Source organism: Saccharibacillus deserti, assembly GCF_013618475.1.
Taxonomy (GTDB): domain Bacteria; phylum Bacillota; class Bacilli; order Paenibacillales; family Paenibacillaceae; genus Saccharibacillus; species Saccharibacillus deserti.
In genome coordinates, this window is record NZ_JABJVN010000001.1 from 452,602 (window position 1) to 476,548 (window position 23,947).

The 23,947-nt window shown below is 53.6% G+C and carries 22 protein-coding genes; 17 read left to right on the forward strand and 5 right to left on the reverse strand.

Annotated elements, in window-relative coordinates; genetic code table 11:
* Positions 1-4: 4 nt before the first annotated feature.
* The 5 genes from HOP44_RS02030 (at position 5) to HOP44_RS02050 (ending at position 5,017) form a co-directional block, all read left to right on the forward strand.
* The gene (locus HOP44_RS02030) at positions 5-787 is read left to right on the forward strand and encodes a Stp1/IreP family PP2C-type Ser/Thr phosphatase (RefSeq protein ID WP_425501783.1); all 783 of its coding nucleotides are present in this window, start codon (positions 5-7) and stop codon (positions 785-787) included.
* Positions 784-3,105 (forward strand): Stk1 family PASTA domain-containing Ser/Thr kinase, encoded by a 2,322-nt coding sequence (pknB, locus tag HOP44_RS02035; RefSeq protein ID WP_172250087.1) that lies wholly within the window; start codon positions 784-786, stop codon positions 3,103-3,105. Before HOP44_RS02030 ends, pknB begins: the two co-directional genes overlap by 4 nt.
* Before the next feature lie 86 nt (positions 3,106-3,191).
* The gene (gene rsgA / locus HOP44_RS02040) at positions 3,192-4,100 is read left to right on the forward strand and encodes a ribosome small subunit-dependent GTPase A (RefSeq protein WP_172250089.1); all 909 of its coding nucleotides are present in this window, start codon (positions 3,192-3,194) and stop codon (positions 4,098-4,100) included.
* A 3-nt stretch (positions 4,101-4,103) separates the two neighbouring features.
* On the forward strand, positions 4,104-4,769 hold the full coding sequence (gene rpe / locus HOP44_RS02045; RefSeq protein WP_172250091.1) for a ribulose-phosphate 3-epimerase: 666 nt from the start codon (positions 4,104-4,106) through the stop codon (positions 4,767-4,769).
* Complete coding sequence (locus HOP44_RS02050; protein WP_172250093.1) at positions 4,766-5,017, forward strand: hypothetical protein; 252 nt, start codon at positions 4,766-4,768, stop codon at positions 5,015-5,017. Before rpe ends, HOP44_RS02050 begins: the two co-directional genes overlap by 4 nt.
* 161 nt (positions 5,018-5,178) lie before the next feature.
* Here the strand turns inward: HOP44_RS02050 and rpmB are convergent, their stop codons facing one another.
* Positions 5,179-5,367, reverse strand: coding sequence for a 50S ribosomal protein L28 (rpmB, locus tag HOP44_RS02055; RefSeq protein WP_172194860.1), 189 nt, complete (start codon positions 5,365-5,367; stop codon positions 5,179-5,181).
* Positions 5,368-5,603: 236 nt separating this feature from the next.
* Between rpmB and HOP44_RS22980 the strand changes: the two genes are divergently transcribed.
* The 7 genes from HOP44_RS22980 (at position 5,604) to HOP44_RS02085 (ending at position 14,726) form a co-directional block, all read left to right on the forward strand.
* Positions 5,604-5,735 carry a hypothetical protein gene (locus HOP44_RS22980; RefSeq protein WP_281367763.1) on the forward strand — a complete coding sequence of 44 codons (132 nt, stop codon included), beginning with the start codon at positions 5,604-5,606 and terminating at the stop codon, positions 5,733-5,735.
* Positions 5,736-5,794: 59 nt separating this feature from the next.
* Entirely contained in the window at positions 5,795-7,555 is a 1,761-nt protein-coding gene (locus HOP44_RS02060) for a DAK2 domain-containing protein (protein ID WP_172250095.1), read from the forward strand.
* A 67-nt stretch (positions 7,556-7,622) separates the two neighbouring features.
* Complete coding sequence (locus HOP44_RS02065) at positions 7,623-8,486, forward strand: DegV family protein (RefSeq protein ID WP_172250097.1); 864 nt, start codon at positions 7,623-7,625, stop codon at positions 8,484-8,486.
* An 11-nt stretch (positions 8,487-8,497) separates the two neighbouring features.
* Positions 8,498-10,549: an ATP-dependent DNA helicase RecG gene (gene recG / locus HOP44_RS02070; protein WP_172250099.1), complete on the forward strand. Its 2,052-nt coding sequence runs from the start codon at positions 8,498-8,500 to the stop codon at positions 10,547-10,549.
* Between the two features lie 205 nt (positions 10,550-10,754).
* Complete coding sequence (locus HOP44_RS02075) at positions 10,755-12,428, forward strand: sensor histidine kinase (RefSeq protein WP_172250101.1); 1,674 nt, start codon at positions 10,755-10,757, stop codon at positions 12,426-12,428.
* Between the two features lie 2 nt (positions 12,429-12,430).
* On the forward strand, positions 12,431-13,240 hold the full coding sequence (locus tag HOP44_RS02080) for a LytR/AlgR family response regulator transcription factor (protein WP_172251513.1): 810 nt from the start codon (positions 12,431-12,433) through the stop codon (positions 13,238-13,240).
* Positions 13,241-13,373: 133 nt separating this feature from the next.
* Positions 13,374-14,726 (forward strand): L-lactate MFS transporter, encoded by a 1,353-nt coding sequence (locus HOP44_RS02085; RefSeq protein ID WP_425501785.1) that lies wholly within the window; start codon positions 13,374-13,376, stop codon positions 14,724-14,726.
* A 668-nt stretch (positions 14,727-15,394) separates the two neighbouring features.
* Here HOP44_RS02085 and HOP44_RS02090 read toward each other — a convergent pair.
* The 4 genes from HOP44_RS02090 to HOP44_RS02105 all read right to left on the reverse strand — a co-directional run bounded on the left by HOP44_RS02090 (position 15,395) and on the right by HOP44_RS02105 (position 18,346).
* Complete coding sequence (locus tag HOP44_RS02090; protein WP_172250103.1) at positions 15,395-16,600, reverse strand: S-layer homology domain-containing protein; 1,206 nt, start codon at positions 16,598-16,600, stop codon at positions 15,395-15,397.
* Between the two features lie 91 nt (positions 16,601-16,691).
* Positions 16,692-17,051, reverse strand: a complete 360-nt coding sequence (locus tag HOP44_RS02095) for a DUF2239 family protein (RefSeq protein WP_172250105.1) — start codon at positions 17,049-17,051, stop codon at positions 16,692-16,694.
* 301 nt (positions 17,052-17,352) lie between these two features.
* Entirely contained in the window at positions 17,353-17,868 is a 516-nt protein-coding gene (paiA, locus tag HOP44_RS02100) for a spermidine/spermine N(1)-acetyltransferase (RefSeq protein WP_172250107.1), read from the reverse strand.
* Positions 17,869-17,893: 25 nt separating this feature from the next.
* On the reverse strand, positions 17,894-18,346 hold the full coding sequence (locus HOP44_RS02105; protein WP_172250109.1) for a MarR family winged helix-turn-helix transcriptional regulator: 453 nt from the start codon (positions 18,344-18,346) through the stop codon (positions 17,894-17,896).
* Between the two features lie 166 nt (positions 18,347-18,512).
* Here HOP44_RS02105 and HOP44_RS02110 point away from each other — a divergent pair, with 166 nt between their 5' ends.
* The 5 genes from HOP44_RS02110 to HOP44_RS02130 all read left to right on the forward strand — a co-directional run bounded on the left by HOP44_RS02110 (position 18,513) and on the right by HOP44_RS02130 (position 23,807).
* Entirely contained in the window at positions 18,513-19,142 is a 630-nt protein-coding gene (locus HOP44_RS02110; protein ID WP_172250111.1) for a YczE/YyaS/YitT family protein, read from the forward strand.
* A 92-nt stretch (positions 19,143-19,234) separates the two neighbouring features.
* Positions 19,235-20,125 (forward strand): DMT family transporter, encoded by an 891-nt coding sequence (locus HOP44_RS02115; protein ID WP_172250113.1) that lies wholly within the window; start codon positions 19,235-19,237, stop codon positions 20,123-20,125.
* A gap of 78 nt (positions 20,126-20,203) precedes the next feature.
* Complete coding sequence (locus HOP44_RS02120) at positions 20,204-21,070, forward strand: PhzF family phenazine biosynthesis protein (RefSeq protein ID WP_172250115.1); 867 nt, start codon at positions 20,204-20,206, stop codon at positions 21,068-21,070.
* A gap of 826 nt (positions 21,071-21,896) precedes the next feature.
* The gene (locus HOP44_RS02125) at positions 21,897-23,225 is read left to right on the forward strand and encodes a slipin family protein (protein ID WP_172250117.1); all 1,329 of its coding nucleotides are present in this window, start codon (positions 21,897-21,899) and stop codon (positions 23,223-23,225) included.
* A gap of 411 nt (positions 23,226-23,636) precedes the next feature.
* Positions 23,637-23,807, forward strand: a complete 171-nt coding sequence (locus tag HOP44_RS02130) for a hypothetical protein (protein ID WP_172250119.1) — start codon at positions 23,637-23,639, stop codon at positions 23,805-23,807.
* Positions 23,808-23,947: the final 140 nt, after the last annotated feature.

The window sequence follows — 23,947 nt, forward strand, 5'->3', positions numbered from 1 at the left end:
TAGGGTGGCGATTCATACCGTTCATGCAACGCATATCGGAAACGTACGCAGTGTCAACGAAGACCTGTCATGGGTCGGCCGGATCAAACCGGGCGGTTATACGCTGGGCATCGTAGCGGACGGAATGGGCGGCCATCTGGCCGGAGATACGGCAAGCCGTCTGACGGTAGAGACGATGGTGGCGGATCTGGGGGGACTGGAGCCGGGTCTGTCCATCGAAGCCTGCGAAGCCGCGCTCAGCGATGCGATTCTCCACGCCAATGAAGTGGTCTACCGCAAAGGCGGGTCGGATATTCGGTATCATAATATGGGAACCACGGTAGTGGCCGTGCTGCTCAGCGGTACGGACGGAGTGATCGGCCATATCGGCGACAGCCGGGCGTACCAAGTGACTTCTTCCGGTCTGGAACGTCTGACCGACGACCATACGCTCGTTAACGAGCTGCTCAAGAGCGGTCAGATCACTCCGCAGGAAGCCGGTTCCCACCCGCGCCGCAATGTGCTGACGCGTGCGCTCGGAACCGATGCGGAAGTCAAGGTCGATCTGCGGCGTATTCGGCTTAATCCGGGCGAAGCACTGGTGCTGTGCAGCGACGGATTAAGCAACTTTGTGGCGGAAGCCGAAATGCTGCGCACGGTGCTCAAGCCGGGTGCGGCTTTGGACGACCGGGCGCACAAGCTGGTCCGAATGGCGCTGAGTTCGGGTGGCGACGATAATATTACCGTCGCTTTGTTCGAAAACGGACGCGCCGGCCAGGACGCGGCGACGAAGGAGTGGGTACAATGATCGGTCAGGTGTTCAGCGGCCGCTACGAAATTATGGAGCGTGTCGGCGGCGGGGGAATGGCGCTTGTATACAAAGCGCTCGATCTGCTGCTGAACCGCTTTGTTGCGGTCAAAGTGCTGCGCCAGCAGTTCGTGCACGACGAGGAGTTCATCCGACGTTTCCGGAGGGAAGCCCAGTCTGCAGCGTCGCTGTCCCATCCGAACGTCGTCAGTATTTACGATGTCGGTCAGGAAGGCGAAGTCCAGTATATCGTCATGGAATATATCGAAGGCCGCGATCTGGACGAGCTCATCAAAGAACGTGCGCCGCTTCCGGTCGACGAAGCGGTCCGGATCGCTTCGCAGATCTGCGAAGCACTCGATCATGCGCACAGCAATCAGATTATTCACCGGGATATCAAGCCTCACAATATTCTGATCGGCCGTAACGGACGCGTCAAAGTAACGGACTTCGGAATTGCCCGGGCCGTAACGTCCACGACGATTACCCAAACCGGTTCGGTCGTGGGTTCGGTCCATTATTTTTCTCCCGAACATGCCAAAGGAGTCAATGCCGGCGAGAAGTCGGACCTGTATTCGCTCGGGATCGTGATGTACCAGATGCTGACCGGAGCGCTGCCTTTCGAAGGCGAAAGTCCGATCAGCGTGGCGCTCAAGCATCTTCAGGACGATTTCGAAGAACCGCGCAAACTCAATCCGGTAATTCCGCAAAGCGTGGAAAACATTATCGTACGGGCCATGCGCAAAAATCCGTCCGAGCGTTACAAGTCGGCGGCCGATATGCAGAGCGATCTGGATACCTGTCTGCTGCCTTCGCGCCGGGACGAGCAAAAAGTGCTGTTCGACGAAATGGATGATGCGGATCGTACCCTGGTCGTACCGGCAATCCGCTCCTCGTATGTGTCGCCTGCGGCGGACTTGCAGCGCGGAGACGCGTCGGGCAAAGGCAAAACCGGCCCTTCGGGCAAAAAGAACTGGAAAAAACCGGCGATTATTATCGGTTCGACCCTGCTTGTGCTGACGATCGCTTTTATCTCGGTCATGCTGTGGAGCAAGCAGTTCGTCGTACCGGAAACTACCGTGCCGAACGTGATCGGGATGACCGAAAACGATGCCCGGACTACGCTTGCCGCCCGCAAACTCGAAGTCGAAGGCGTCAAGTACGAGTACGATCCGGCCACGGAAGCGGGAAGGGTCTTCAGGCAGAGTAAACTTGAAGGGCTCAGCGTCAAAGAAGGAGCTTCCCTGATTCTGACGGTAGGTTCCGAAAAACCGCTGACCGAAATGCCGGCATTGACCGAATTGGGGTACGACGAAGCGCGCAGGGATCTGACGGCGCTTGGAGTCGCCGAAGACCGGATCAAGCGGGAGGAACAGTTCAGCGAAGCTGCCGTAGATACGGTCATCGATCAATCGCCCCAGGCGGGAAAAGATTTCGACCCGGATCAGGATTCGATTACCCTGATCGTCAGCAAAGGAGTCGAAAATAAGAAAGTGCCGGAAATCGTCGGCAAAACGCGGCAGGAAGCGCTCGACGCGATCAACGGCCAGGCGCTTGCGCCTTCGTCGGCGGAAGAGCCGAGCTTTACGGTCGAGGCGGGCAAAGTCATCAGTCAGGATCCGCAGGCCGATACCGAACTCAAGCCCGGCGAAGTCGTCAAATTCGTCGTCAGCTCGGGTAAACCGCCCGAGGCGCTCGACTTTACCGTTCAAGTGCCGGTAGAACCTTCGCAGGAAGGGGCAGCGACCAAAGTCCGCATCCTGTACAGCGACGCACGCGGCGAACGGATCGAGTGGGGACGCGACACGATTTCTTCGCTCCGGATTTTCCCGGTGTCGCTGGTGCTGGCTCCGAACCTCAACGGAGCGGTCATGGTCTACCGGGACGATGAGCTGATCATTTCGTATCCGGTCGATTATACCGAAGCCAGCCGGGGCACGTTCCAGCAGCCCGAGGTTCCGCAGAAAGAACCGGAGCAGCCGGAAGTACCGGCCGAAGAACCACCGGCCGAAGAACCACCGGCCGAAGAACTACCGGCCGAAGAACCACCGGCCGATAACGGAGCCGCGGCAGGCGAAGCGGACAACGGCACGGACGTCGAGAATACGGATCCTGCCGATCCGAATGCAGCCGAAACGGCGCCGGAAGAAGGTCAGGAAGAACCGGCCGAAGGCGACACGGGCACCGAAACGGAAGAGGATCCTTCCGCTTTCGTTCCGCCGGGAAAAGCGGCCGCTCTCGAAAAAGCCGGCCGTGGAAATAATGGAAACGGCAGCGGCAATAACGGCAACGGAAATGGGAACGGAAACGGAAGATAAAGAAAACCGGCATCAAAAATAAAGGGCAGAAAAGCGGCCGGACGCAAGTCCGGCCCTCTCCCGTTACGGACAAAGGAAGGTGAAGCATGCCAGAAGGACTCATCGTCAAAGCGTTAAGCGGGTATTACTACGTCAAGGACAGCGAAGCCGCACCCGGAGACACAGCGATCCAATGCCGGGCCCGGGGCATATTCCGGCTCAAAGGCAAACCGCCGCTCGTCGGAGACCGCGTCGTCTATGAACTCACCGAGAACGGGGAAGGCACCGTTACCGAACTCAAGCCGCGAACGTCCGAATTGATTCGTCCGCAGGTTGCCAACGTCAATTTGGCCGTTCTGGTATTCTCGGTCAAAGAACCCGACTTGAGCCTGAATCTGCTGGACAAGTTCCTGGTACATATCGAGAACGAAGGACTCGAAGCGCTGATCTGTTTGACAAAGATGGATCTGATCGAAGAAGACGATGCGCAGACCCGCCAAGAAGTGGAAAACGCGCGGGCACTGTACACGTCGATCGGGTACGAGGTGCTGGAGACGAGTTCGCCGCAGGGGCTCGGAGCCGATCGGCTGCGCGAGCGCCTGGCGGGCGAAATCAGCGTATTCTCCGGCCAATCGGGCGTCGGCAAGTCGTCGCTGCTCAACGCGATGTTCTCCGATCTCGACCTGCTTACGAGCGAGATCAGTCTTCGTCTGGGCCGCGGGCGGCATACGACGCGTCACGTGGAACTGGTCGATCTCGGCAGCGGCGGTTATATTGCCGATACGCCGGGATTCAGCCAGCTGGACTTCATCGAAATGGAAATCGAAGAACTGCCGGGTTGTTTCCGGGAATTCGCGGCGCTGGCCGACGGCTGCAAATTCCGCGGCTGCACCCATCTCCACGAGCCGCACTGCAAAGTGCGCGAAGCACTGGAACGCGGAGAGATCGCCGAGAGCCGCTACAAGCATTACAAAGCGTTTTACCAGGAAATGAAAGATAAAAAACGGAGGTACTGAACTATGGTATGGATTGCTCCTTCGATATTGTCCGCGGATTTCTCGAAGCTCGGAGCCGACGTCGCCGAAGTGGAACAAGGCGGAGCGGATTGGCTGCATATTGATGTGATGGACGGACATTTCGTTCCGAATATTTCTTTTGGTGCGCCGATCATGCGCTCGATCGCTCCGCTGACGAAGCTCCCGCTCGACGTGCATCTGATGATCGAAAATCCGGAGAATTACATCCCGGAATTCGCCAAGGCGGGCGCTTCCGTCATTACGGTGCATGCCGAAGCCTGCGTGCACCTGCACCGGGTTGTCCATTTGATTAAGGAACACGGGGTAAAAGCGGGCGTGGCCCTGAACCCGGGGACACCGGTGTCCGCGATCCGCGAAGTGCTGGAAGATCTGGATTTGGTCCTGATTATGACCGTCAATCCGGGCTTCGGCGGTCAGGCGTTCATCGAACGGACCCTTCACAAGATCCGCGAGACGCGTGAGCTGGCCAATTCGCTTGGCATGAACGATCTGCGCATCGAAGTCGACGGCGGTATCGCGGCCGACACGGCAGGCAGAGTCGCGGCGGCCGGTGCCGACGTGTTGGTCGCCGGCAGCGCCGTTTACGGGGCAAGCGACCGTACCGCGGCCATACGTGCGATTCGCGACAGTGCGGAGCGCGGCGTATGAATTTCAAATCGACCTTAATGCTGGCGCTGATCTCTTCGGTAACCGGTCTGTTGGTCGCCGTTTTCGCTTTTCTGCCGACTCCTTTCAATGCGCTGGTCGGTCTGCTGACGGCGGGCCTGGTCATCTGGTACTTCCGCAAAATCGAAGGCCGGGGCGCCCGGATCGCGTTTATCATCTGGACGGTCGTCTACTTCTTGTTCTTTACCGTGCTTATAGCAGCCGTCCGCTATCGGATGGGACCGGTCTAGGACCGGGACGAATCCGAGACGCCCAAAGCCCGGCATGCCAAAAAAGCCGAAAGTCGTCTCCTGCCGGAGCGACTTTCGGCTTTTGCGTACAACGATCCGAATGAAAATCTAAAACTAAAAAACACCTTCGAGAGAAGGTGTTTTCTCGTGTATATCCGGAATTAAACGCGAGTCAATTTACCGGATTTGAGCGCCCGGGTGCTGACGTATACGCGTTTCGGTTTGCCGTTTACGAGGATGCGAACCTTTTGGACGTTAACTCCCCAAGTACGACGGTTGCGGTTGTTAGCATGGGAAACGTTGTTACCCGAGCTTGGTTTTTTACCCGTTACAAAACATCTGCGAGCCATGAATGACACCTCCTTGCTTAGATAAAACATACAGAAGCAACACTCAGATCATCATAACACATCAAAAAAAGCTCCGTCAACGGTTCTAAAAACTTTATTTATTTCTACGGTCGCTTATAGTACAATATTAGATGGAGCCTTTTGCAAAATCTGCTTCGAAACTTTGCCCGGATTTTGCAAGAGGCTCATGATGTATGGGACTAAAAGCCGGTTCGTCCGTATAGATTGGGAAGCGGATGACAGAGACGGCCGCCACCGGCCTGTACGTTATCGCGGAGAACGGGAACCCGGTTTCCGATGCGCGCATGATCGGCAAAGCGGCAAGCGAGCATACAGCGAAAGAACTTACGGGCCTCAACATCGAATAGAGCGAACGCCGCGATTGTTGGCGTTTGCGCATCCAGCAGGTTAGGAAGGGGAATTTTCATTGAGCAGGCGTTCGATTAACGGAACAGATTTTACAGGCATGGTGTTGGCCGGAGCGGAGAGGCTTTCGCGTCAGGCGGAGCATGTCAATGCGCTGAACGTATTCCCGGTGCCGGACGGAGACACGGGGACGAACATGAATTTGACCATGACGGCAGGAGTGACGGAGCTTCGGGAACGCAGTTCGGTTTCGCTCGGCCAGACGGCTACAATCTTGTCCAAAGGACTGCTGATGGGGGCGCGCGGAAACTCCGGCGTTATTTTGTCCCAGCTGTTCCGGGGATTCGGCCGTTATGCGGCTTCGCATGACGAGCTGAACGCGATCCAGTTCGCGGCCGCTCTGCAGGTCGGCGTCGAGACCGCCTACAAAGCCGTGGTCAAACCGGTGGAAGGCACGATCCTCACCGTGGCCCGCGAAGCGGCCAAACATGCGGCCGCCTACTCGCGCCGGACGACGGATGTGGTCGAGCTGATGCGTGAAGTGCTCGCCAAAGCCCAGTACGCGCTTGAACGCACGCCGGACCAGCTTCCCGTCCTCAAACAGGTCGGAGTCGTCGATTCGGGCGGCCAGGGACTTGTCTATATTTACGAAGGCTTCCTGGATTATCTGGAGAACGGCAGTGCCGCGGACGCCGGCAATTCGCTCAGTATCGGCGCTCCGCAGAAGCAGTCGGCTGCAGCGGTGCATGCACCGAATATTCAAGCTTCCGCGCAGGCGCAGCTGGAAACCGAAAATATCGAATTCCTGTACGATATGGAGTTCTTCATCAATCTCGGACTGGGCGAAGCCCGCAGAGATTCGTTCAACGAAGAAGCATTCCGGAAAGCGCTGTCCGTCAACGGCGATTCGATCATCATCATTGCCGATGAAGACATCGTAAAAGTGCATGTCCATTCCAAGACGCCGGGCGAAGTCATGACGCTTGCGCTGCGCTACGGAGAAATCACGCAAATTCATATCCTGAATATGCGCGAGCAGCATCGCGACCTGCTGCATGCCGGCATGGACGGAACCGCTCCTCCGGAGCTGTTCGCCGATATTCCGACTCCCGCTCCGGTTCCGGAGGAACTGGCTTCCCTTCCGGCCGACGAAGTGGCGCCTTACGGATTTATCGCTATTGCCAGCGGTTCGGGGATCGAAGAAATCTTCAAAAGCCTCGGCGTGGATATCGTATTGTCCGGCGGACAAACGATGAATCCGAGCACGGAAGACTTTGTCAATGCGATCGGTCAGCTGTCGGCCCAGCATGTGTTCCTGCTGCCGAACAACTCGAACATCGTACTCGCCGCCCAACAGGCCCGCGATCTGCTCGAAGGCGAACGCCGGGTTACGGTCATTCCGTGCAAAAGCATTCCGCAGGGAATCGCGGCCGCGCTCGCTTTCCAGGAAGACGAGAGTCCGGAAACGAACGAGTCGCAGATGAACGAAGCCCTAAAAAGAGTCAAGACCGGGCAGGTCACCTATGCTGTCCGCGATACGAACTTCGACGGGCTGGATATTACGGCCGGCCATTATATCGGCATCTTCAATTCCAAGATCGTGGCGACGGCGGAAGACCGGTTGGCAACCAGCCGCAATCTGCTGGCCGCCATGATCGAGAGCGGCGACGAAATCATCACGCTGCTCGCCGGGGAAGGGGCTTCGGAAGCGGAGACCGCCGAACTTGCCGAATGGTTGGCTGCGGAGTATCCGGATGCCGAAGTGGAATTCCATACCGGCGGCCAGCCGGTCTACGATTATCTGTTCTCGGTCGAAGCCTGATCTTGTTTCCTGCCCCGAAGCCGGCCCGCAGAAGGCCGGTTCTCCCAACTCAAAGGACGGTGACAGCATGAACCCGATTATCGTAACCGACAGCACATCGGATATTCCCGAGGAATTGGTCGAACGTCTCGGTATCCGCGTGGTTCCTCTTAAAGTCGTGTTCGGCAGCGAAGCGCTGCTCGACGGCGTCGATATCAAGGCGCAGGAGTTTTACAGGCGCCTGTCCGGTGCGGCCAAGCTGCCGACCACGTCCCAGCCTTCACCGGCGGACTTCACCGCCGAGTACCAGCGGATACAAGACGAACATCCGGGAGCGCCGATCGTTTCGATTCATATCTCGACCGGCATGAGCGGTACGTTCCAGTCCGCGACGCTCGGCAAGTCCATGCTGGAGAAGGAAGCGGCGGACATCACGCTGATCGATTCGCTGTCCGCTTCGTACGGTTTCGGCTTTATGGTCGTACGGGCCGCTGAGATGGCGCAGGCCGGCGCCTCGACAGCCGAGATCGAAGCCGAAGTGGACAGGCTGAAATCGGTACGCAAGCTGTATTTCCTCGTCGATACGCTGGAGTATTTGCAAAAAGGCGGCCGGATCGGCCGTGCGGCAGCCCTGCTGGGTACGCTGCTGAATATCAAGCCGATTCTGTCCATTGACAAGGAAGGCGTCATTTACGCCGTAGAGAAGGCCAGAGGGCGCAAAAAAGCGCTGGCCCGCGTCGTGGAGCTGTTTAAGCAGGAACTGGGCGATACGCGGCGGGTCGATGTGGCGATCGGACATACGGTCCAACCGGAGTCGGCCGACGAGATTCTGGCGCTGCTGCGCCAGCACTTCGAAGTCGTCGATGTGGTTTACTCCCATATCGGTTCCGTGGTCGGCACGCATGTCGGGCTCGGCTGCAACGCGATTTATATCTGGCCTTCCGTTAAATAAGGGAGAACGCAATGAATAACCGCCTGGATCAAATCCCGGTAAAAGAAGTCAACGGTGTGGGCGCCCGCAAGGTAGAGGAGCTTCACGCCGTTGGCGTTTTTACCGTCAAGGATCTTATCGAATATTTCCCGTTCCGCTATGAAGATTACCGGCAGAAGCCGCTCGGCGACGTAAAGGACGGAGACAAAGCGACCGTACGGGCGAAGATCGTCGGCATGCCTATCGTGCAGCGGTTCGGCAAGAAAACTAAGCTGAGCTGCAAAGTGCTGGCGGATTATTCGATGTTTACGGCCGTGTGGTTCAACCGGAATTACCTCAAAGACCAGCTGGAGCTGGACCGCGAGATTATTCTGACCGGCAAATGGGACGGACGCCGTCTGCAGATGAATGTCACGCAGTCCGAATTTCCGGATCGGGGCACGATTCGCAGCGGCTCGCTCCAGCCCGTCTACTCGGTCGGCGGCGATCTGACCCAGAACTCGCTGCGCAAAGCCATCGCCAGCGCGCTCGACCAATACGGCGACGCTCTGGAAGAGGTGCTGCCGGAAGATCTGGTATCCAAGTATGACCTGATGCCCCGGCCGCAGGCGATCCGCCTGCTGCACCAGCCCGGCGATCTGGCCGAAGGTCAGGAAGCGCGCAAGCGCATGGTCTACGAAGAACTGTTCCTGTTCCAGCTCAAGCTTCAGGCTTACCGTTCGCTGAACCGCGATCGGCGCGACGGCGTGCTGCATACGACGCCCAACGCCGTTATTCGGGAATTCGTGCGCAGCCTGCCGTTCGAGCTGACCGACGCGCAGAAGAACGTTGAACTGGAGATTCTCAAAGACATGCGTTCGGAAGCATGCATGAACCGTCTGCTGCAGGGAGACGTCGGTTCGGGCAAAACGGCTGTCGCCGCGATTGCCCTGTTCACTACCGTACGTTCCGGTTTCCAGGGAGCGCTTATGGTTCCGACCGAAATTCTGGCGGAGCAGCATTCGCGCTCGCTGACCAAGATGTTCGAGCCGTTCGGCATGACCGTCGGACTGCTGACCAGCAGCGTAACCGGACGCAAACGCAAAGACCTGCTTGCCGGCCTTCAGATGGGATTGATCGATATTCTGGTCGGCACGCACGCGCTTATCCAGGATGAAGTCAATTTCCGTTCGCTTGGCCTCGTCGTGACCGACGAGCAGCATCGCTTCGGCGTCAATCAGCGCAGCGTGCTGCGCCGCAAAGGCTATAACCCGGACGTGCTGACCATGACCGCAACGCCGATTCCGCGTACGCTTGCGATCACGGCGTTCGGCGATATGGATGTATCGACGATTGCCGAGCGGCCCAAAGGCCGGGTGCCGATCGAAACGTATTGGGTCAAGCACGAGATGATGGAGCGAGTGCTCGGCTTCATTCGCCGCGAGGTAAGTCAGGGCCGCCAGGCCTACATGATCTGTCCTCTGATCGAAGAATCCGAGAAGCTCGACGTGCAGAATGCGATCGATCTGCATATGCAGATGAGCCAGGCGCTGCCTGAGTATAAGGTAGGGCTGCTGCACGGACGGATGACCGCGGCGGAGAAAGAAGAGATGATGCGCCAGTTCTATGCCGGCGAGACGCATCTGCTCGTATCGACGACCGTCGTCGAAGTCGGCGTCGATGTGCCGAATGCCACGCTTATGGTGATTATGGACGCGGACCGCTTCGGTCTGTCGCAGCTGCATCAGCTGCGCGGCCGCGTCGGCCGGGGCGAACATGCGTCGTACTGCGTACTGATCGCCGATCCCAAATCGGAGCTCGGCCGTCAGCGCATGGGCGTCATGACCGATACGAACGACGGTTTTGAAGTGTCCCGTCGGGATCTCGAGCTGCGGGGACCGGGTGACTTTTTCGGTACCAAGCAGAGCGGCCTGCCGGAGTTCAAAGTCGCGGATATGGTCGCCGATTTCAAAGTGCTGGAGCAGGCGCGCGACGACGCGGCGAAGCTGGTCGAAGATCCGTTCTTCTGGACTTCGCCGAGCTACGAGAGTCTGCGCAGCGGCCTGGAGAAAGAAGAAACGTTCCGCGGCGAATTGATCGACTAGCATGTTTGCCGAAGGTTCGGGTTTCGATAACGGGACGAATTCGATCGGCGCAGGGAAGGACAGCTGTCCGCCCGGGACGGATTCGTTTGAAACAGCGGGCTTATGGATGGCCCGGCCGTCGGCGATTATGCCGGCGGTTTTCTTTTTGCATACAACGGATAGGCTTGACCGGTAACGGTATGGCGAGAAAGGAGCGAAAGACCCGATGAACCCTTCCCATCCATTGACGATCTTTTTGCAGCTGTTCGAACGAGGTTCGCTGCTGCTGATGTGCCTGTTTGTGCTGACCCGGATTCCGCGTGTCAAAACCGTGTTCCAAAAAGAAGAATATCGGCCGCAGGATCTTATAACCGTCACGGTGATCTTCGGTCTGTTTGCCATTTTCGGCACCTATATGGGCATCAGCGTGGAAGGTTCGCTTGTCAATGTGCGGATCGTGGCGATTATGTCGGGCGGTCTGCTGTTCGGTCCCTGGGTCGGCATCGTGACGGGACTCGTATCCGGCGTTCATCGGTATCTGATCGATATCGGCGGCGTGACGGCGATCCCGTGTCTGATTACGAGTATCGTGGCGGGCATCGTTTCGGGGATGATCCATCTGCGCGTGCCCAAGACCAAACGCTGGTTCTACGGGATCGCGGCCGGTATGCTGTGCGAGGTGCTGACGATGGGACTCATTCTGCTGCTGGCGGAGCCGTATGCACTGGGAGCGGACATTGTCTCCAAGATCGCCGTGCCGATGATCCTGGCGCAGGTGATGATCGGTCTGATTGTCATGCTGGTGCAGAGCGTCGAAGACGAGAAAGAGAACGTTGCAGCCAAGCAGGCCAAGCTCGCGCTCGACATCGCCAACGAAACGCTGCCCTATTTCCGCAAAGTGGACAGCGTGTCGCTGCTGCGCATCTGCGAGATTATCGAAAAGAAAATCGGGGCGGATGCGGTGGCGATTACGGATACGAACCATATTTTGGCCTATTCGGGCTTTGGGCAGGAGCGTTACAATATCGGGCACGAGATCATGACCGAGGAAACGAAAGAAACGATCCGCAGCGGAAATATCACCATTCGCAACAACGACGCCGACCATCGCAACGACTGGATCAAGTCGATGATCATTATTCCGCTGCAGGAAAAAGGAGTCGTCACCGGCGCGCTCAAAATATACTATCTTCATGCCCATCAGATTACGTATTCGCTGCGGGAACTGGCGGTCGGCTTGTCGCAGATCATCTCCACGCTGATGGAAGTGTCACGGGTGGAACAGATCAAGGCGATGGCGGACAAAGCCGAGATCAAGGCGCTTCAGACGAAGATCAGCCCGCATTTCCTGTTCAACGCACTGAATGCAATCGCTTCGTCGATCCGCCTGAATCCCGACAAAGCGCGTGAGCTGATTATCAATTTGTCCGGGTATCTGCGCTACAATCTGGAACTCAACGACGAGCTGATCGATGTGCATCGGGAACTTCAGCAGGTCAAAGACTACGTCGAAATCGAGAAAGCGCGCTTCGGCAGCCGACTGCAGGTGGAATACGAGATCGACGACGAGACGAATGTGAAGATTCCGAGTCTGATTATCCAGCCGCTCGTCGAGAATGCGATCGTGCACGGTATTTTGAAAGAAAAAGGCAAAGGGACCGTAAGCATCCGCGTCAAAAACGAGGGTGACGTCGTACGCTTCGAAATCGCCGATACCGGAGCCGGCATCGACGAATCGATTATCGAGAATATCCGCAGCGGCAGTATGCCTTCGAACAAGATCGGCTTGTCGAATGTGCACGAGCGGCTCAAGCTTATCTACGGACAAGGTCTGGGTATTCGTAGAGCGGACAAAGGGACCGTGATCACGTTCGCGGTCAGAAAGGAGGACCAGGCATGAATATGAAAGGGATTATCGTGGAAGACGAGTTTTTGGCGATGGAGGAACTGGATTATTTGATTGGCAAAAACAGTTCGGTCGAGATCGTCGGCAAATTCGAGGACGGCATCGATGTACTGAAATTTTTGCAGGGCAGCGATGTGGACGTTATTTTTCTCGATATCAATATTCCGTCGCTCGACGGGGTGCTGCTCGCCCAAAGTATCAGCAAGTTCGCGAACAAGCCGTATATCGTGTTTACGACGGCGTACAAGGAACATGCGGCGGAAGCGTTCGAGATCGAGGCTTTCGATTACATTCTCAAGCCTTATCACGAACCGCGGATCGCGGCGATGCTGAACAAACTCGAACGTGCTTTTGCAGCCAAAAAAGAACGGGAAAACGGCGGCACGGGAAATTCCGGAGCGCCGCTGCCGGCAGCCGGGGCAGCCTCTGGGATCTCCGGCGAACCCCCGGGATTTTCTTCGGACAGCAGACCGGTCAACCGCCGGATCAATCTGCACAAGGACGACAAGATCATCGTGGTCGACGCAGACGATATTTATTATGCGTCCGCGCAGGAGAAAACGACGCTCGTCTATACGCGCAAAGACGAATACACGATGCATATGAGCATTTCCGACTTTCAGGCGGGGCTTCCGCCGGAGCGGTTTTTCCGCTGCCATCGTTCGTACGCGGTCAATCTGTCGAAGATCCGCGAGATCGTGCCGTGGTTCAATAACACGTATCTGTTGAGACTGCGCGATATCGATGCCGAGATTCCGGTTAGCCGCAGCAAAGTCAAAGAATTCCGGCAGCTTATGCGGATCTAGAAGATTCCGGCCGAGTCCCAAACGCTCATGGCGGCACGGATGCGTTTCATTCCGCCTGCGCGGCATCTCATTCCAAAAACGCTTTCATAAAGGCTGAAATGCTTATACTGAAGCCATAAGGAAACGAAAACGAATGAGAGAAGGAATCGACATGAAAATCGCACCCGATCAAACCCTGCCGAAAGTGAACCGCCTGTGGATCGTGATCGGCACGGTCATCGTCCAGATGGGCCTCGGCACCATCTATACGTGGAGCCTGTTCAACCAGCCGCTCGCCGACAAATTCGGCTGGGAACTGGGCAGTACCGCGATGACGTTCTCGATCACCAGCTTCGCGCTTGCGTTCGCAACGCTGTTCTCCGGCAAACTGCAGGACAAGTTCGGCATCCGCGGATTGATCGCCGCTTCCGGTATCCTGCTCGGCATCGGGCTCATGCTCTCCTCGCAGGTTACGTCGCTCGGTCTGCTGTATGTGGTGGCCGGCGTTATCGTCGGCTACGCCGACGGTACGGCTTATATGACCTCGCTGTCCAACCTGATCAAATGGTTTCCGAAGCATAAAGGCCTCATGTCCGGCGTCTCGGTCGGCGCTTACGGTACAGGCAGCCTGATCTTTAAGTATATCAACGGTGCCATGATCGAATCGCGCGGCGTCTCGCAGGCTTTCCTGATCTGGGGAATCATCGTACTTGCGATGGTGGTATTCGGCTCGCTGCTGGTCCGCGAAGCTTCGAACACCGCATCGCCGTTATCCGCTTCCGGCGTGCGTGCCAAAGACTACACCGTCAAAGAAATGCTCAAGACCAAGCAGGCTTATCTGCTGTTCGTCGTCTTCTTCACCGCCTGCATGAGCGGGCTGTACCTGATCGGCAGCGTCAAGGATATCGGCGTACGCCTGGCCGGTCTTGATGTCGCCACCGCAGCCAATGCCGTCGCCATGATCGCGATCTTCAACACGGCGGGCCGCCTCATTCTCGGCCCTCTGTCCGACAAGGTCGGACGTCTAAGAGTCGTCTCCGGCGCGCTGTTGGTTACGTTCGCGGCCGTTATGGTGCTCAGCTTCGCGACGCTGACCTATCCGCTGTTCTTCACAAGCGTGGCGGCGATCGCCTTCTGCTTCGGCGGCAACATCACCGTGTTCCCGGCGATCGTCAGCGATTTCTTCGGCCTGAAGAACCAAGGCAAGAATTACGGCGTGATCTATCAGGGCTTCGGCCTCGGCGCTTTGTCTGCTTCGTTTATCGCGGCGCTGCTCGGCGGATTCAAACCGACCTTCCTCGTGATCGGCGCCCTGTGTGTGATCTCGTTCCTGATCGCGGTGCTGGTCAAAGCGCCGAAGGCAGACGTGCAGACCGCGGCGGCGGAAGAATCTTCTGCGGAAGCGATTGCCAGGCAAGAAGCAGCCGGCAAAGAAACGCAGACCAAAGGCCCGCATGGCAAAGACAGCAAGGGCATGCGGCTCAATCCGCAGACCAAAGGGATGTGATTCGGGGCCATGCGGCCGCCATCGGACCTACGGATTCCTGGGTCGTTCAATTCTGGGATCAAAAGACTTCGGCGGTATTTTCGTCGAAGTCTTTTTGGTATGTCTTAACAAACGAATCAGCGAGAATTCCGTAGGAATCCGCCACTGAGAAAGAAATCCCGGCTATGATTGCGAAGTATGGCGGGTACAGCGTAAATTCGAATAGACGGGAAAGCGAGTATATGGACGTCCTCCCTGAGTTTTTCGAGTCGGTGGCAAGAAAGATTCGATGGCGTTCCATTTCTCGTCGGTTAAATCGTATCGTCGTTTCATATCTTTAACTTAACAGATTTGAGCGCATCCTTGAAGTTTGCGTACACGCCCTAGCAAAGATCCAGACAGTGATCACGGAGCGAAAGTCAAAGTCCAAAGACAAGATTAAAAGAAAAAGAACGAAAGAGGCAAAACACATAAAAAGCCGCTGCAGAAGCTGCAGCGGCTGGAAAATGACAATTTGTTTTAGTTAAATGCGACCATGAGGGTGTTATTAACCGGAAGATTAGTTGGCCCGCCCGTAAAGTTGAAGATAGCCAGTAGGAGGCTTGAATAAAACAGCACGCTGCTCGCAAGGAGCAGGGTGCTGAGTCCGACAAGCGTGAACCGTTTCTTTCGTTGTCGGTTTTCGTTCATTATTGAAGACCTCGCAGTACGAGCAGGTCAGTTTCGCTAAACCGTGACCCGCTTGTTGGGGTTTGCAGCGTGATGGTCATATCGAACATACCTTGGACGGTTCCACTTTTTGGTACGATGATCGCAGGTACGTCTCCCACCGCATTGCGATAGATGTCCGATGCTCGATTCAGTTTCCCTGCGGCTTGTGCGGCACCGTCGTTGCTAGTGAATCCACGGACACTGAATTGGGCAAAGGGGCGGTTCAGATATTTGCTTTCATCTTTGTTAAATACTTGTTTACTTTTGAAGTACATGACATAGGTGTTGGTGTTACCTTTGACTGGGATTTTCATCCATGGATTACCGTTGTACCATTTCAGCGTGTTGATATCCCCCAGCAGCGAACGGTTCGGGTCATTCGGGTCGGCCATGTCGATCGCCACAAGGGCGTCAAGCTTGGCTTGATACAGCCCGTCTTTCGACGTGATGGTCATTGCCTTTTCGTTCCACATTTCTTCGACCGACGACTTGCCTTTGTTTTTCCAATCCGACTCTGGCGTCACGAACATTTCCGGCATGACCGTGAAGATGTTGGTTCCGTGCCACAGGATTTCGGCTGCACCCACCGCGTAACGGTCAACAGGCAGGGTTACGCCTGTATTTTTCGACAGGATACGTTCGATGATCACAACGGCCTGCGCGCGTGTGGTCAGTCCTTTTGGTGCGACTTGACCTGCGGCTACGCCTTGGATCAATCCGGACTTTGTAGCAAGGTACATCCACTTGTCATTTTCGGTCGTTTTGTCACCGACCGCGCGGGCGGCGACGCGGGCCATGTCGTCCCGTGTCATGGTTTTGTTCCAAGCGGCTTCCGAATTTGCGAAGTCAGCCGCTGCGTACAGACCTTGATTGACCGCCACGTCTACGTAGGGGCTGTACCAGCGGCCCGCTGCGTCTTTAACATCAAGTTTCATGGCCACCACGACCATTTTGACGAATTCCGCGCGAGTAACGCTTGCTTCGGGTTTAAACGTGCCGTTGGTGTAGCCGTCAACATAGCCCTTAGCTACCGCGTTATGGATGGCACCAGCTGCCCAGTGTGTCGAGGTTACGTCCGAGAATTTGGGAGATGCGGCCGACGCGGTTTGTGTGGTGCTTCCTATCGATCCAAGGGTAAGAGCGGCGGACAGTGCTACACTTGCCCATTTAGTCATGGTTTTCATGTTCAGTTCTCCTTAGTGGTTATAAATGGCCGTTACGCACGATATTGATCGTACGAGTTACACCGATAGATTCACGCAGCAGGTCATTGGATCACGCAGCCTCTTTTTCCTGACGCGATTGATCATAAAGAAATTCGGCATAGGCTGCAAGTTGTTTCGCCATCTGTTCTTTGTCTGTGCGACCGTCGAGCGCTTCGGTTAAGACTTTTCGCAAATACTTAGGTCGGTTTCCGTTGGCTTGATCATCAAAACGTTCCCAGTCTTCATCGGTGAGCGTGAGCGAGACTTTCCGGGTGACGCCGATCGACGGACGTCCAGTGACGCCAAGTTCGTGAATATAAAATACCTGATCAGGGAGCATCATTTGGTAAAGTTTGATCTGGTCTTCAGCTTCCTTGCGAGAGTCGTATTCAAGCTCTTGATCGTTTCGATCGTTCCACATTGTATTCATGAATCGTAATCCGGATTTAGTGCGGATAGTAAACATTGTGTAATATTTCCTTATTTTTAGGTTGCTTTAATTGTATGATAAAAGTAACTCAAAGAAAAGAGGGGAATTATTGTATGCTGGCTGGATCCCGGACGCTCCACTTAAGTATGCTTGTTTCACGTATACAAAAAAAGAACGGCTCGTAGTTGAGCCGTTCTTTTAATCCTGCTTATAACACCAAATATACGGATTGATTTCTTCAGGATCAGTGACTTCAAAATATTTTGGTATATACATAACAAGTGCCTTTTGCAGAATTTTATTAGAGTGTTTTTGTCAGGATCAAGTCTACTTGTTCATCATCGCCCATAAAGAAAGAATGAGAGCCGGTTTGAATAAACCCTTTTTTCCGATAGAAAGAAATGGCGTTTTTATTGTCTTCCCAGACGCCTAACCAAATTTTCTTTTTCTGCTGTTCCAGCGCAATTTCTATTGCTTTGTTTATTAAGAGTTTTCCAAGCCCAAGTTTCTGGAATTTTTTCTTCACATAAATCCGCTCGACTTCAAGCGAGTCATTGTCCATTTTTTCTGACTGGGCCTCATCAGTATTGATTTTCAGATAGCCGGCTAGTTCCTGACTAAAATAAATAAAATAGAATTGCGAACAAGGGTCGGCTATCTCTTGGGTGAGCTGGTTCAGATTGTAGGCTTTTTTTAAGTAGGCATTCAAGTGCTCTGGTGAATTCTGTTCCTGAAAAGTTTCCCGAAAAGTGTCCGTGCTAATTGCTTGCAGGGTCTGTACATCATTTAAAGTACACTTCGTTATCGTTATCGTCATTTGAATAACTTTCTCCTTTTGCTTATTAATAGTTCCGCTTGTTTCCTTTTTTTACGGCTTGCCAATCCTTCTCAACATTTTTTCGAATTCGCTGCAAAAGAGCGAACGCGATTTCCGCTTCTTTTTCGGAAAATCCATCTAGTGCCATAAGATCGGAATGTTGGTTTTCCCTTTTAATAAAAGGGTAAACCATGCTTCCTTTTTCGGTGGGGAAAAGTTTTTTGATCTTCTTATTGTGTAAATCTTCTTTCTTTTCAATAAAGTCATTCATTACTAGTTTTTGAAGGGCACGAGTAGCTGTAGAACGGTCTACTTTGATCATATCCACGAGCTGTTCTTGAATAATTCCAGGGTTCTCGCAAATCCGAACCAAGTACAAATACTGTCCTTTAGTTAAATCAAATTCTTTGAATTCGATATTGCTGATCGAATCCAGGGCCCGCGCAATCATGCCGATTTCCCGTAGAATTTCTTTCATAGCAGCCTCCTCATCAAAAAAATTAGTTGCATACGCAACAATGAAAGTCTATATTCAATATAAAATACGTTTATTGCAAATGCAATAAACGTATCAAAATATATTAACTTAAAAGGACTGAAGAGGATGCATGCCAGCTACATAAGTTAATAGGGGGCCAAATCATATGAAGTATGCTTTCTATATCATCGGAATTTTACTGCTGACCCTTGGAATCTCGCTTACAATCCAATCTGATCTTGGAACGTCGCCTTTTGATGCTATGTTGGTAGGGTTATCAAGAAGCGTAGGGCTTACCGTAGGAAGCTGGGAAATCATACTGGCCGGACTGATGATGGGTTGCAATTCGGTTTTAATCAAAAAAAAGCCCGAAGTGTTGGGGTTGGTAACAGCTATTGTCACGGGAATCGGTATTGATTTATGGCTTTTCCTTTTAGACCGTTTGATTACACCCGAGTTATGGCAAAACAAAGCCGTTTGCTTTTCTATGGGTTTAATCGTTACAGGGATCGGAACAGCCACATATCTCCACACCAATTTTGCGCCAATCCCGGTGGATCGTCTCACATTGATTCTAAAGGAATTAATCGGAACCAATCTATTCTTTTCAAGAACGCTTATTTATCTCTTTTTCTTGATTTTAGCCATAATGCTAAATGGACCTATTGGCATTGGAACTATACTAACCGTTTGTTTAGGAGGCCTAATACTTAATTTCTTCATGCCCCCTCTTGGGAGAGTATTGGACAGTCTAACAATAAATTTAAGTAAATCGCATCATAATCTAAAAAAGTAGAATTAGAAATTATAAGGTAACCTATCATCATGACTAATCAGAATAATGAATCAATTTTATTATCGTAAACAGATAGCTAGGAGGAAATAAAATTGAAATCACCATTTATTGCGTACATAGCTTTATTCGTGGGCGTCTTTGCGTTATCGACTTCAGCCATTTTTGTAAAGGTAGCAAATGCACCTGCGGAAATCACGGCATTTTATCGAATGTTTTTTGCAGCAGCAATGCTTTTGCCTTTCTTAGTGCTTAATAAAAAAAACCGCAAAGAATTACGTTCATTGTCAAAAAAACAATGGGGACTCGGATTATTATCAGGCGTATTTTTAGCCGCTCATTATGTGTTATGGTTTGAATCCTTAAATTACACCTCTGTAGCAAGTTCAACGGTCATCGTTACCTTGCAGCCGCTCTTTTCGGTAGTCGGCGGTTATTTTCTATTCAAAGAACGCTTCAACAAAGGAGCTATAACGGGCTGTCTCGTCGCGATTGCCGGAAGTATTGTCATTGGCTGGCAGGACTTTCAAATCAGCGGCCTAGCGTTATTTGGCGATCTACTAGCTTTTATTGCGGCCGGCATCATAACCGCCTACTTTTTCGTTGGCCAGCATGTTCGGAAAAAACTATCTCTTATCCCCTATGCAGTTATTGGGTATGGGAGCAGTGCAGTGTTTTTAGGGATTTTTTCCTTTAGTCAGCAAACACCCTTCTTCACTTATTCTGCACCCACCTGGTGGTCCTTTATTGGATTAGCGTTTATTGCCACAATTTTAGGGCAAACCGTTTTTAATTATCTTTTGAAATGGTTAAGTACCTCAATTATTTCAATGGCAATATTAGGCGAGATCATTGGAACATGCTTACTCGCGTATTTGATCTTGGATGAAGTCATTTCATTGCAACAAGGTTTGGGCATCGGATTTGTTTTGATTGGATTAACATTATTTTTACTGCAGCAAAGAACTAAGGATCCAGCAGCATAAAGACTGAAGTAACCGTCTATTTAGGAAATTTATCTCTAATACAGATATTCAAAATTAAAATAAGGAGCTGTACGAGTCATGGATTTTTATATTGTAGATGTCTTCGCGGAAGAGAAATATCAAGGCAACCCGTTAGCAGTACTTATTCCTACAAGAGCAATATCTACCGAAGAAATGCAAAAGATTGCGCGCGAGATCAACTTTAGTGAAACCGCCTTTATTCTTTCCGGCAAACAAGACAATGGAGGGTACGATGTCCGGATATTTACTCCGGATGTAGAGATTCCTTTTGCCGGCCACCCCACACTGGGGACAGCATTTATCATTCAGAAAGTTCTAGAAAACAATGAAAGTAAGCAAATAACATTAAACCTTGAAGTCGGACAGATCCCTGTAACCCTTGAAGGCGAACAGTTGATCATGAAGCAAAACCCGCCTGAGTTGGGAGCAGTTCTTCTTAATCAAGATGTTTTTTCCGAAATGTTACAAATTTCAACTAAAGATATAGATTCCCGTTTCCCTATTCAAATCGTATCAACTGGCTTGCCGGCAGTAATAGTTCCACTTCGTTCATTGGAAGCTGTAAATCGCTGCAGGATTCATCATGATCGGTACCGGAATTTCATTAATACCGTTATAAAAGCGAATATTTTGGTCTTTGCCCCTGAAACCGAACGCGAAGAAAATGATTTGAGTGTCAGGGTGTTTTTGGATGACCCGGGATTCCCTGAAGACCCGGCGACTGGGAGTGCAAACGGAAATCTTGCAGGATACCTGGTTACCCATAACTACTTGGATAATAAAAATATAGCCTATAGAGTTGAACAAGGTTTCCAAATGAGAAGGCCGTCTATTTTAACCGTACAAGCCGAACGGCACCAAAATTCCATTAAAATTCTGGTGGGTGGAAAAGTGTTTTTAATCGCAAAAGGAAAATGGTATTGATGGACAGCTGCCGCCACATATTCCGGAAAAATAATATGGCCGTTTTTTGTTTCCGCGGCGGGACTGGCTTATATGGCGCGGAGAAAGGAAGTGCGGAGGGGAAGATGGTGATCCGTAAGAAGAAGGGAGCGGCCCTATAAGCTGTAAGGGCCGCTCTTTTTTGTCTCGTTTGCGCACGTCGATCACGCTTCTTTTCCCGCTATGAAGCTGCCCTTTATGCGACATCAAGCCATACGTTTTCGGTTATCAGGCTCCCACTGACGGAACGTGGCGGCGCTTGGAACCGAAAAAGAAAGTGATTCCGGTCGCCATAGTTCCGCCCTGTTCCTTGCTCGCCCAATAGGCGACAATGGCTTCAGATCCCAAGCAGGGATTCGCGAACGCCTTCCCCATAAGGCCTGGACTTCAATAGGGTCCGGCGGTGCCGGGCGCGCTGCGCCGCGGTATGCCGGAAGAAGCGTTCGTAGAGGCAAACGCGAGTATTCGGGGTTCGAATCCCCACTTGCTTAGGCGCAAGCTCTTGGTAGAGCACTCCGCTTCTAACGGAGCTCCAACAAATCATGATCTTTGGGGAAGGAAGTTCCGGCGGGCCGCCTACTCGGGGCCCGGCGCCCGAACGCGCTTTGCAGATCCGGCGGATTTCGCCGGCCGAAGCCGCGGCGAGCAAGCGAAGAACGACGGAGACAAGATCGGTCCGAAGCCGGGACCGGCCTTGCCCAGCCGCTCGACTCCCGCTTGCCGCGCGCAGCCGAAGCCGGCTCAAGCCGGGCTCCGCGCATACGGGCGTGTGAACTTCCGCCGCAAAGATTCCAAGGAGGAACCATCCATGAATCCAAATTCAAATCAATCGAATATAAACGTACCGCACGGCCGCAAAATTCCGGGGATGCCCGGTTCCAACGTCCGTCCGGGAGAGCTGAAAAACGAACCTCCTTTTATCCCCGGCGTGCTCGAACTCGGTAAGGGTCTGCGCACCGTCGAAGTCCAAGACGGCCAGCGCGCCCTGCTGTTCGAACATACCTGCTACGTCCGTCTGCTGATGCCGGGCCGCCACCGCTTTTGGAGCTGGACGGACCGCGCCCGCAAAGTGGTCTTCAAAAGCCTGGCCGAGCCGTTCGAACATCATCCTACGGACAGTTGGGTGACCGGCTGGCTTACCGCCAACGGTGTTCCCGATATGGACGTGCGCTTGTATGCGGGAGATGCAGAGCTGATGAAGCAGCTCAGCACGGTCGAAGTCGGCGACGGCGAATATGCGCTGCATCTGGAGAACGGACGGTTCAAAAACCTGCTGTCGACCGGACGCTACGCTTACTGGAACGAATCGCGCGAGCATACCTTTATTCGCGTCGATCTTCGTACCCCGGAGATCGGGCCGGAAATGGGACGCGCCATGCTGGAAAAGATCGGGCCGAACCATGTGCAGACGGTCGAAGTGGCGAGCCACGAGACCGGCCTGCTGTACTTCGATAACCGGTTTCAGCGGCAGCTGTCTCCGGGGCGGAGCTTTTTCTGGAACGGTTCGGCTGCCGTGACGGTCAAGAAGTTCGATCTGCGCCGCCAGCAGCTCGATATGACCGGCCAGGAGATTCTGACGGAAGACAAAGTCTCGCTGCGCCTGAACTTCGTCTGCCAGTACCGGATCGTCGATCCGCTGCGGGCGGCGGAGATCAAGAACTTCGAAGATCAGGTGTACGTCCAGCTGCAGCTCCTGCTGCGCGAATACGTCGGCACGCTCAAGCTGGACGATCTGCTGCGCATGAAACAGGAGATCGGCGACTTCGTATTGGGCCGGCTGAAGGCAAGCGGCGCGGACTACGGGGTGGAATTCCTCGCGGCCGGACTCAAAGACGTTATTCTGCCGGGCGAAATCCGCGCCATTCTGAATACGGTGCTGCTGGCCGAGAAGAAAGCGCAGGCCAACATGATTACCCGGCGGGAGGAAACGGCATCGACCCGAAGCCTGATGAACACCGCCAAGCTGATGGACGAGAACGCGACGCTGTACCGGCTTAAGGAACTGGAATTCGTGGAGAAAATCTGCGAAAAGATCGGCACGATCTCGCTCGGCGGAGGCAGCAGTCTGCTCGAGCAGATGAACGGACTGCTGGGACTGCGGCAGGGGGAAGAACGCAGGGAGATCGGCCGGGAATAAACCCGGTCGATGCGCCGTAAGCCGTTTTTTTGGCAAAGTCGAATTTTTTGCGAACAACTTCCGGTTTGGAAACGTCTTTATAGGAGAGCTCTTTTGAAAGGAGAATAACCTATGAAGAAACAGATCCTGATCGCTGCCGCTGCGGCCCTGCTTCTAAGTTCGGGGAGCGCGTATGCCGCAGAAGCGCCGAACGCCGGTGCGCGGCTGTAACCGGTTACGCTGAATCCGGTTGCGGACGCACCGAATATTGTCGTAATCGATGACAGACCCGAAAAAGAAATTCTGGCTGCGCTCAAAAAAGGAGAATGGCCCGACGAATTCGTCATCGTCGGCATGATGCAGACACTCTCCGGCACAAAACTCAAGCCGGGATCGACGCCCATTTTCCTATCGTCCAAGTGGCGGTTGAATTTGTTTCACCAAATGATCGACGGCGGTCAAAAGCGCGGAATCTATAACAACGCCGAACTGCTTCAGGAGATCATCGCGCGCTGGGAAGACGGCGATGATTCCCAGTTGGAGCGCGACAACTGGCTGCTGAAGAAAATGCTCGATCTGCACCACGAATCCTTTTACAATTAGCCCGCGGAACCGCGCATTAAACCGTCTTTTCGAAGACGGTTTTTTGTCGTTGGCTTATAAATAAGACTGCTGCCAACCTGGCCGCGGTGACACTGGTCAAGCTCGTAGGAGTCCTGAATCCTGAATCCTACGTATGGAAA

Bases quoted from the DNA above. Each gene is read 5' to 3' on its own strand.
- HOP44_RS02065 (WP_172250097.1), top strand. From the start codon at position 7,623: ATGAACCCGATTATCGTAACCGACAGCACATCGGATATTCCCGAGGAA.
- HOP44_RS02080 (WP_172251513.1), top strand. From the start codon at position 12,431: ATGAAAGGGATTATCGTGGAAGACGAGTTTTTGGCGATGGAGGAACTG.
- rpmB (WP_172194860.1), bottom strand. From the start codon at position 5,367: ATGGCTCGCAGATGTTTTGTAACGGGTAAAAAACCAAGCTCGGGTAAC.
- paiA (WP_172250107.1), bottom strand. From the start codon at position 17,868: ATGACGATAACGATAACGAAGTGTACTTTAAATGATGTACAGACCCTG.
- recG (WP_172250099.1), top strand. From the start codon at position 8,498: ATGAATAACCGCCTGGATCAAATCCCGGTAAAAGAAGTCAACGGTGTG.
- HOP44_RS02085 (WP_425501785.1), top strand. From the start codon at position 13,374: ATGAGAGAAGGAATCGACATGAAAATCGCACCCGATCAAACCCTGCCG.
- HOP44_RS02050 (WP_172250093.1), top strand. From the start codon at position 4,766: ATGAATTTCAAATCGACCTTAATGCTGGCGCTGATCTCTTCGGTAACC.
- HOP44_RS02120 (WP_172250115.1), top strand. From the start codon at position 20,204: ATGGATTTTTATATTGTAGATGTCTTCGCGGAAGAGAAATATCAAGGC.
- HOP44_RS02125 (WP_172250117.1), top strand. From the start codon at position 21,897: ATGAATCCAAATTCAAATCAATCGAATATAAACGTACCGCACGGCCGC.
- HOP44_RS02095 (WP_172250105.1), bottom strand. From the start codon at position 17,051: ATGAATACAATGTGGAACGATCGAAACGATCAAGAGCTTGAATACGAC.
- HOP44_RS02110 (WP_172250111.1), top strand. From the start codon at position 18,513: ATGAAGTATGCTTTCTATATCATCGGAATTTTACTGCTGACCCTTGGA.
- HOP44_RS02090 (WP_172250103.1), bottom strand. From the start codon at position 16,600: ATGAAAACCATGACTAAATGGGCAAGTGTAGCACTGTCCGCCGCTCTT.
- rsgA (WP_172250089.1), top strand. From the start codon at position 3,192: ATGCCAGAAGGACTCATCGTCAAAGCGTTAAGCGGGTATTACTACGTC.
- HOP44_RS02105 (WP_172250109.1), bottom strand. From the start codon at position 18,346: ATGAAAGAAATTCTACGGGAAATCGGCATGATTGCGCGGGCCCTGGAT.
- HOP44_RS02075 (WP_172250101.1), top strand. From the start codon at position 10,755: ATGAACCCTTCCCATCCATTGACGATCTTTTTGCAGCTGTTCGAACGA.
- rpe (WP_172250091.1), top strand. From the start codon at position 4,104: ATGGTATGGATTGCTCCTTCGATATTGTCCGCGGATTTCTCGAAGCTC.
- pknB (WP_172250087.1), top strand. From the start codon at position 784: ATGATCGGTCAGGTGTTCAGCGGCCGCTACGAAATTATGGAGCGTGTC.
- HOP44_RS22980 (WP_281367763.1), top strand. From the start codon at position 5,604: ATGACAGAGACGGCCGCCACCGGCCTGTACGTTATCGCGGAGAACGGG.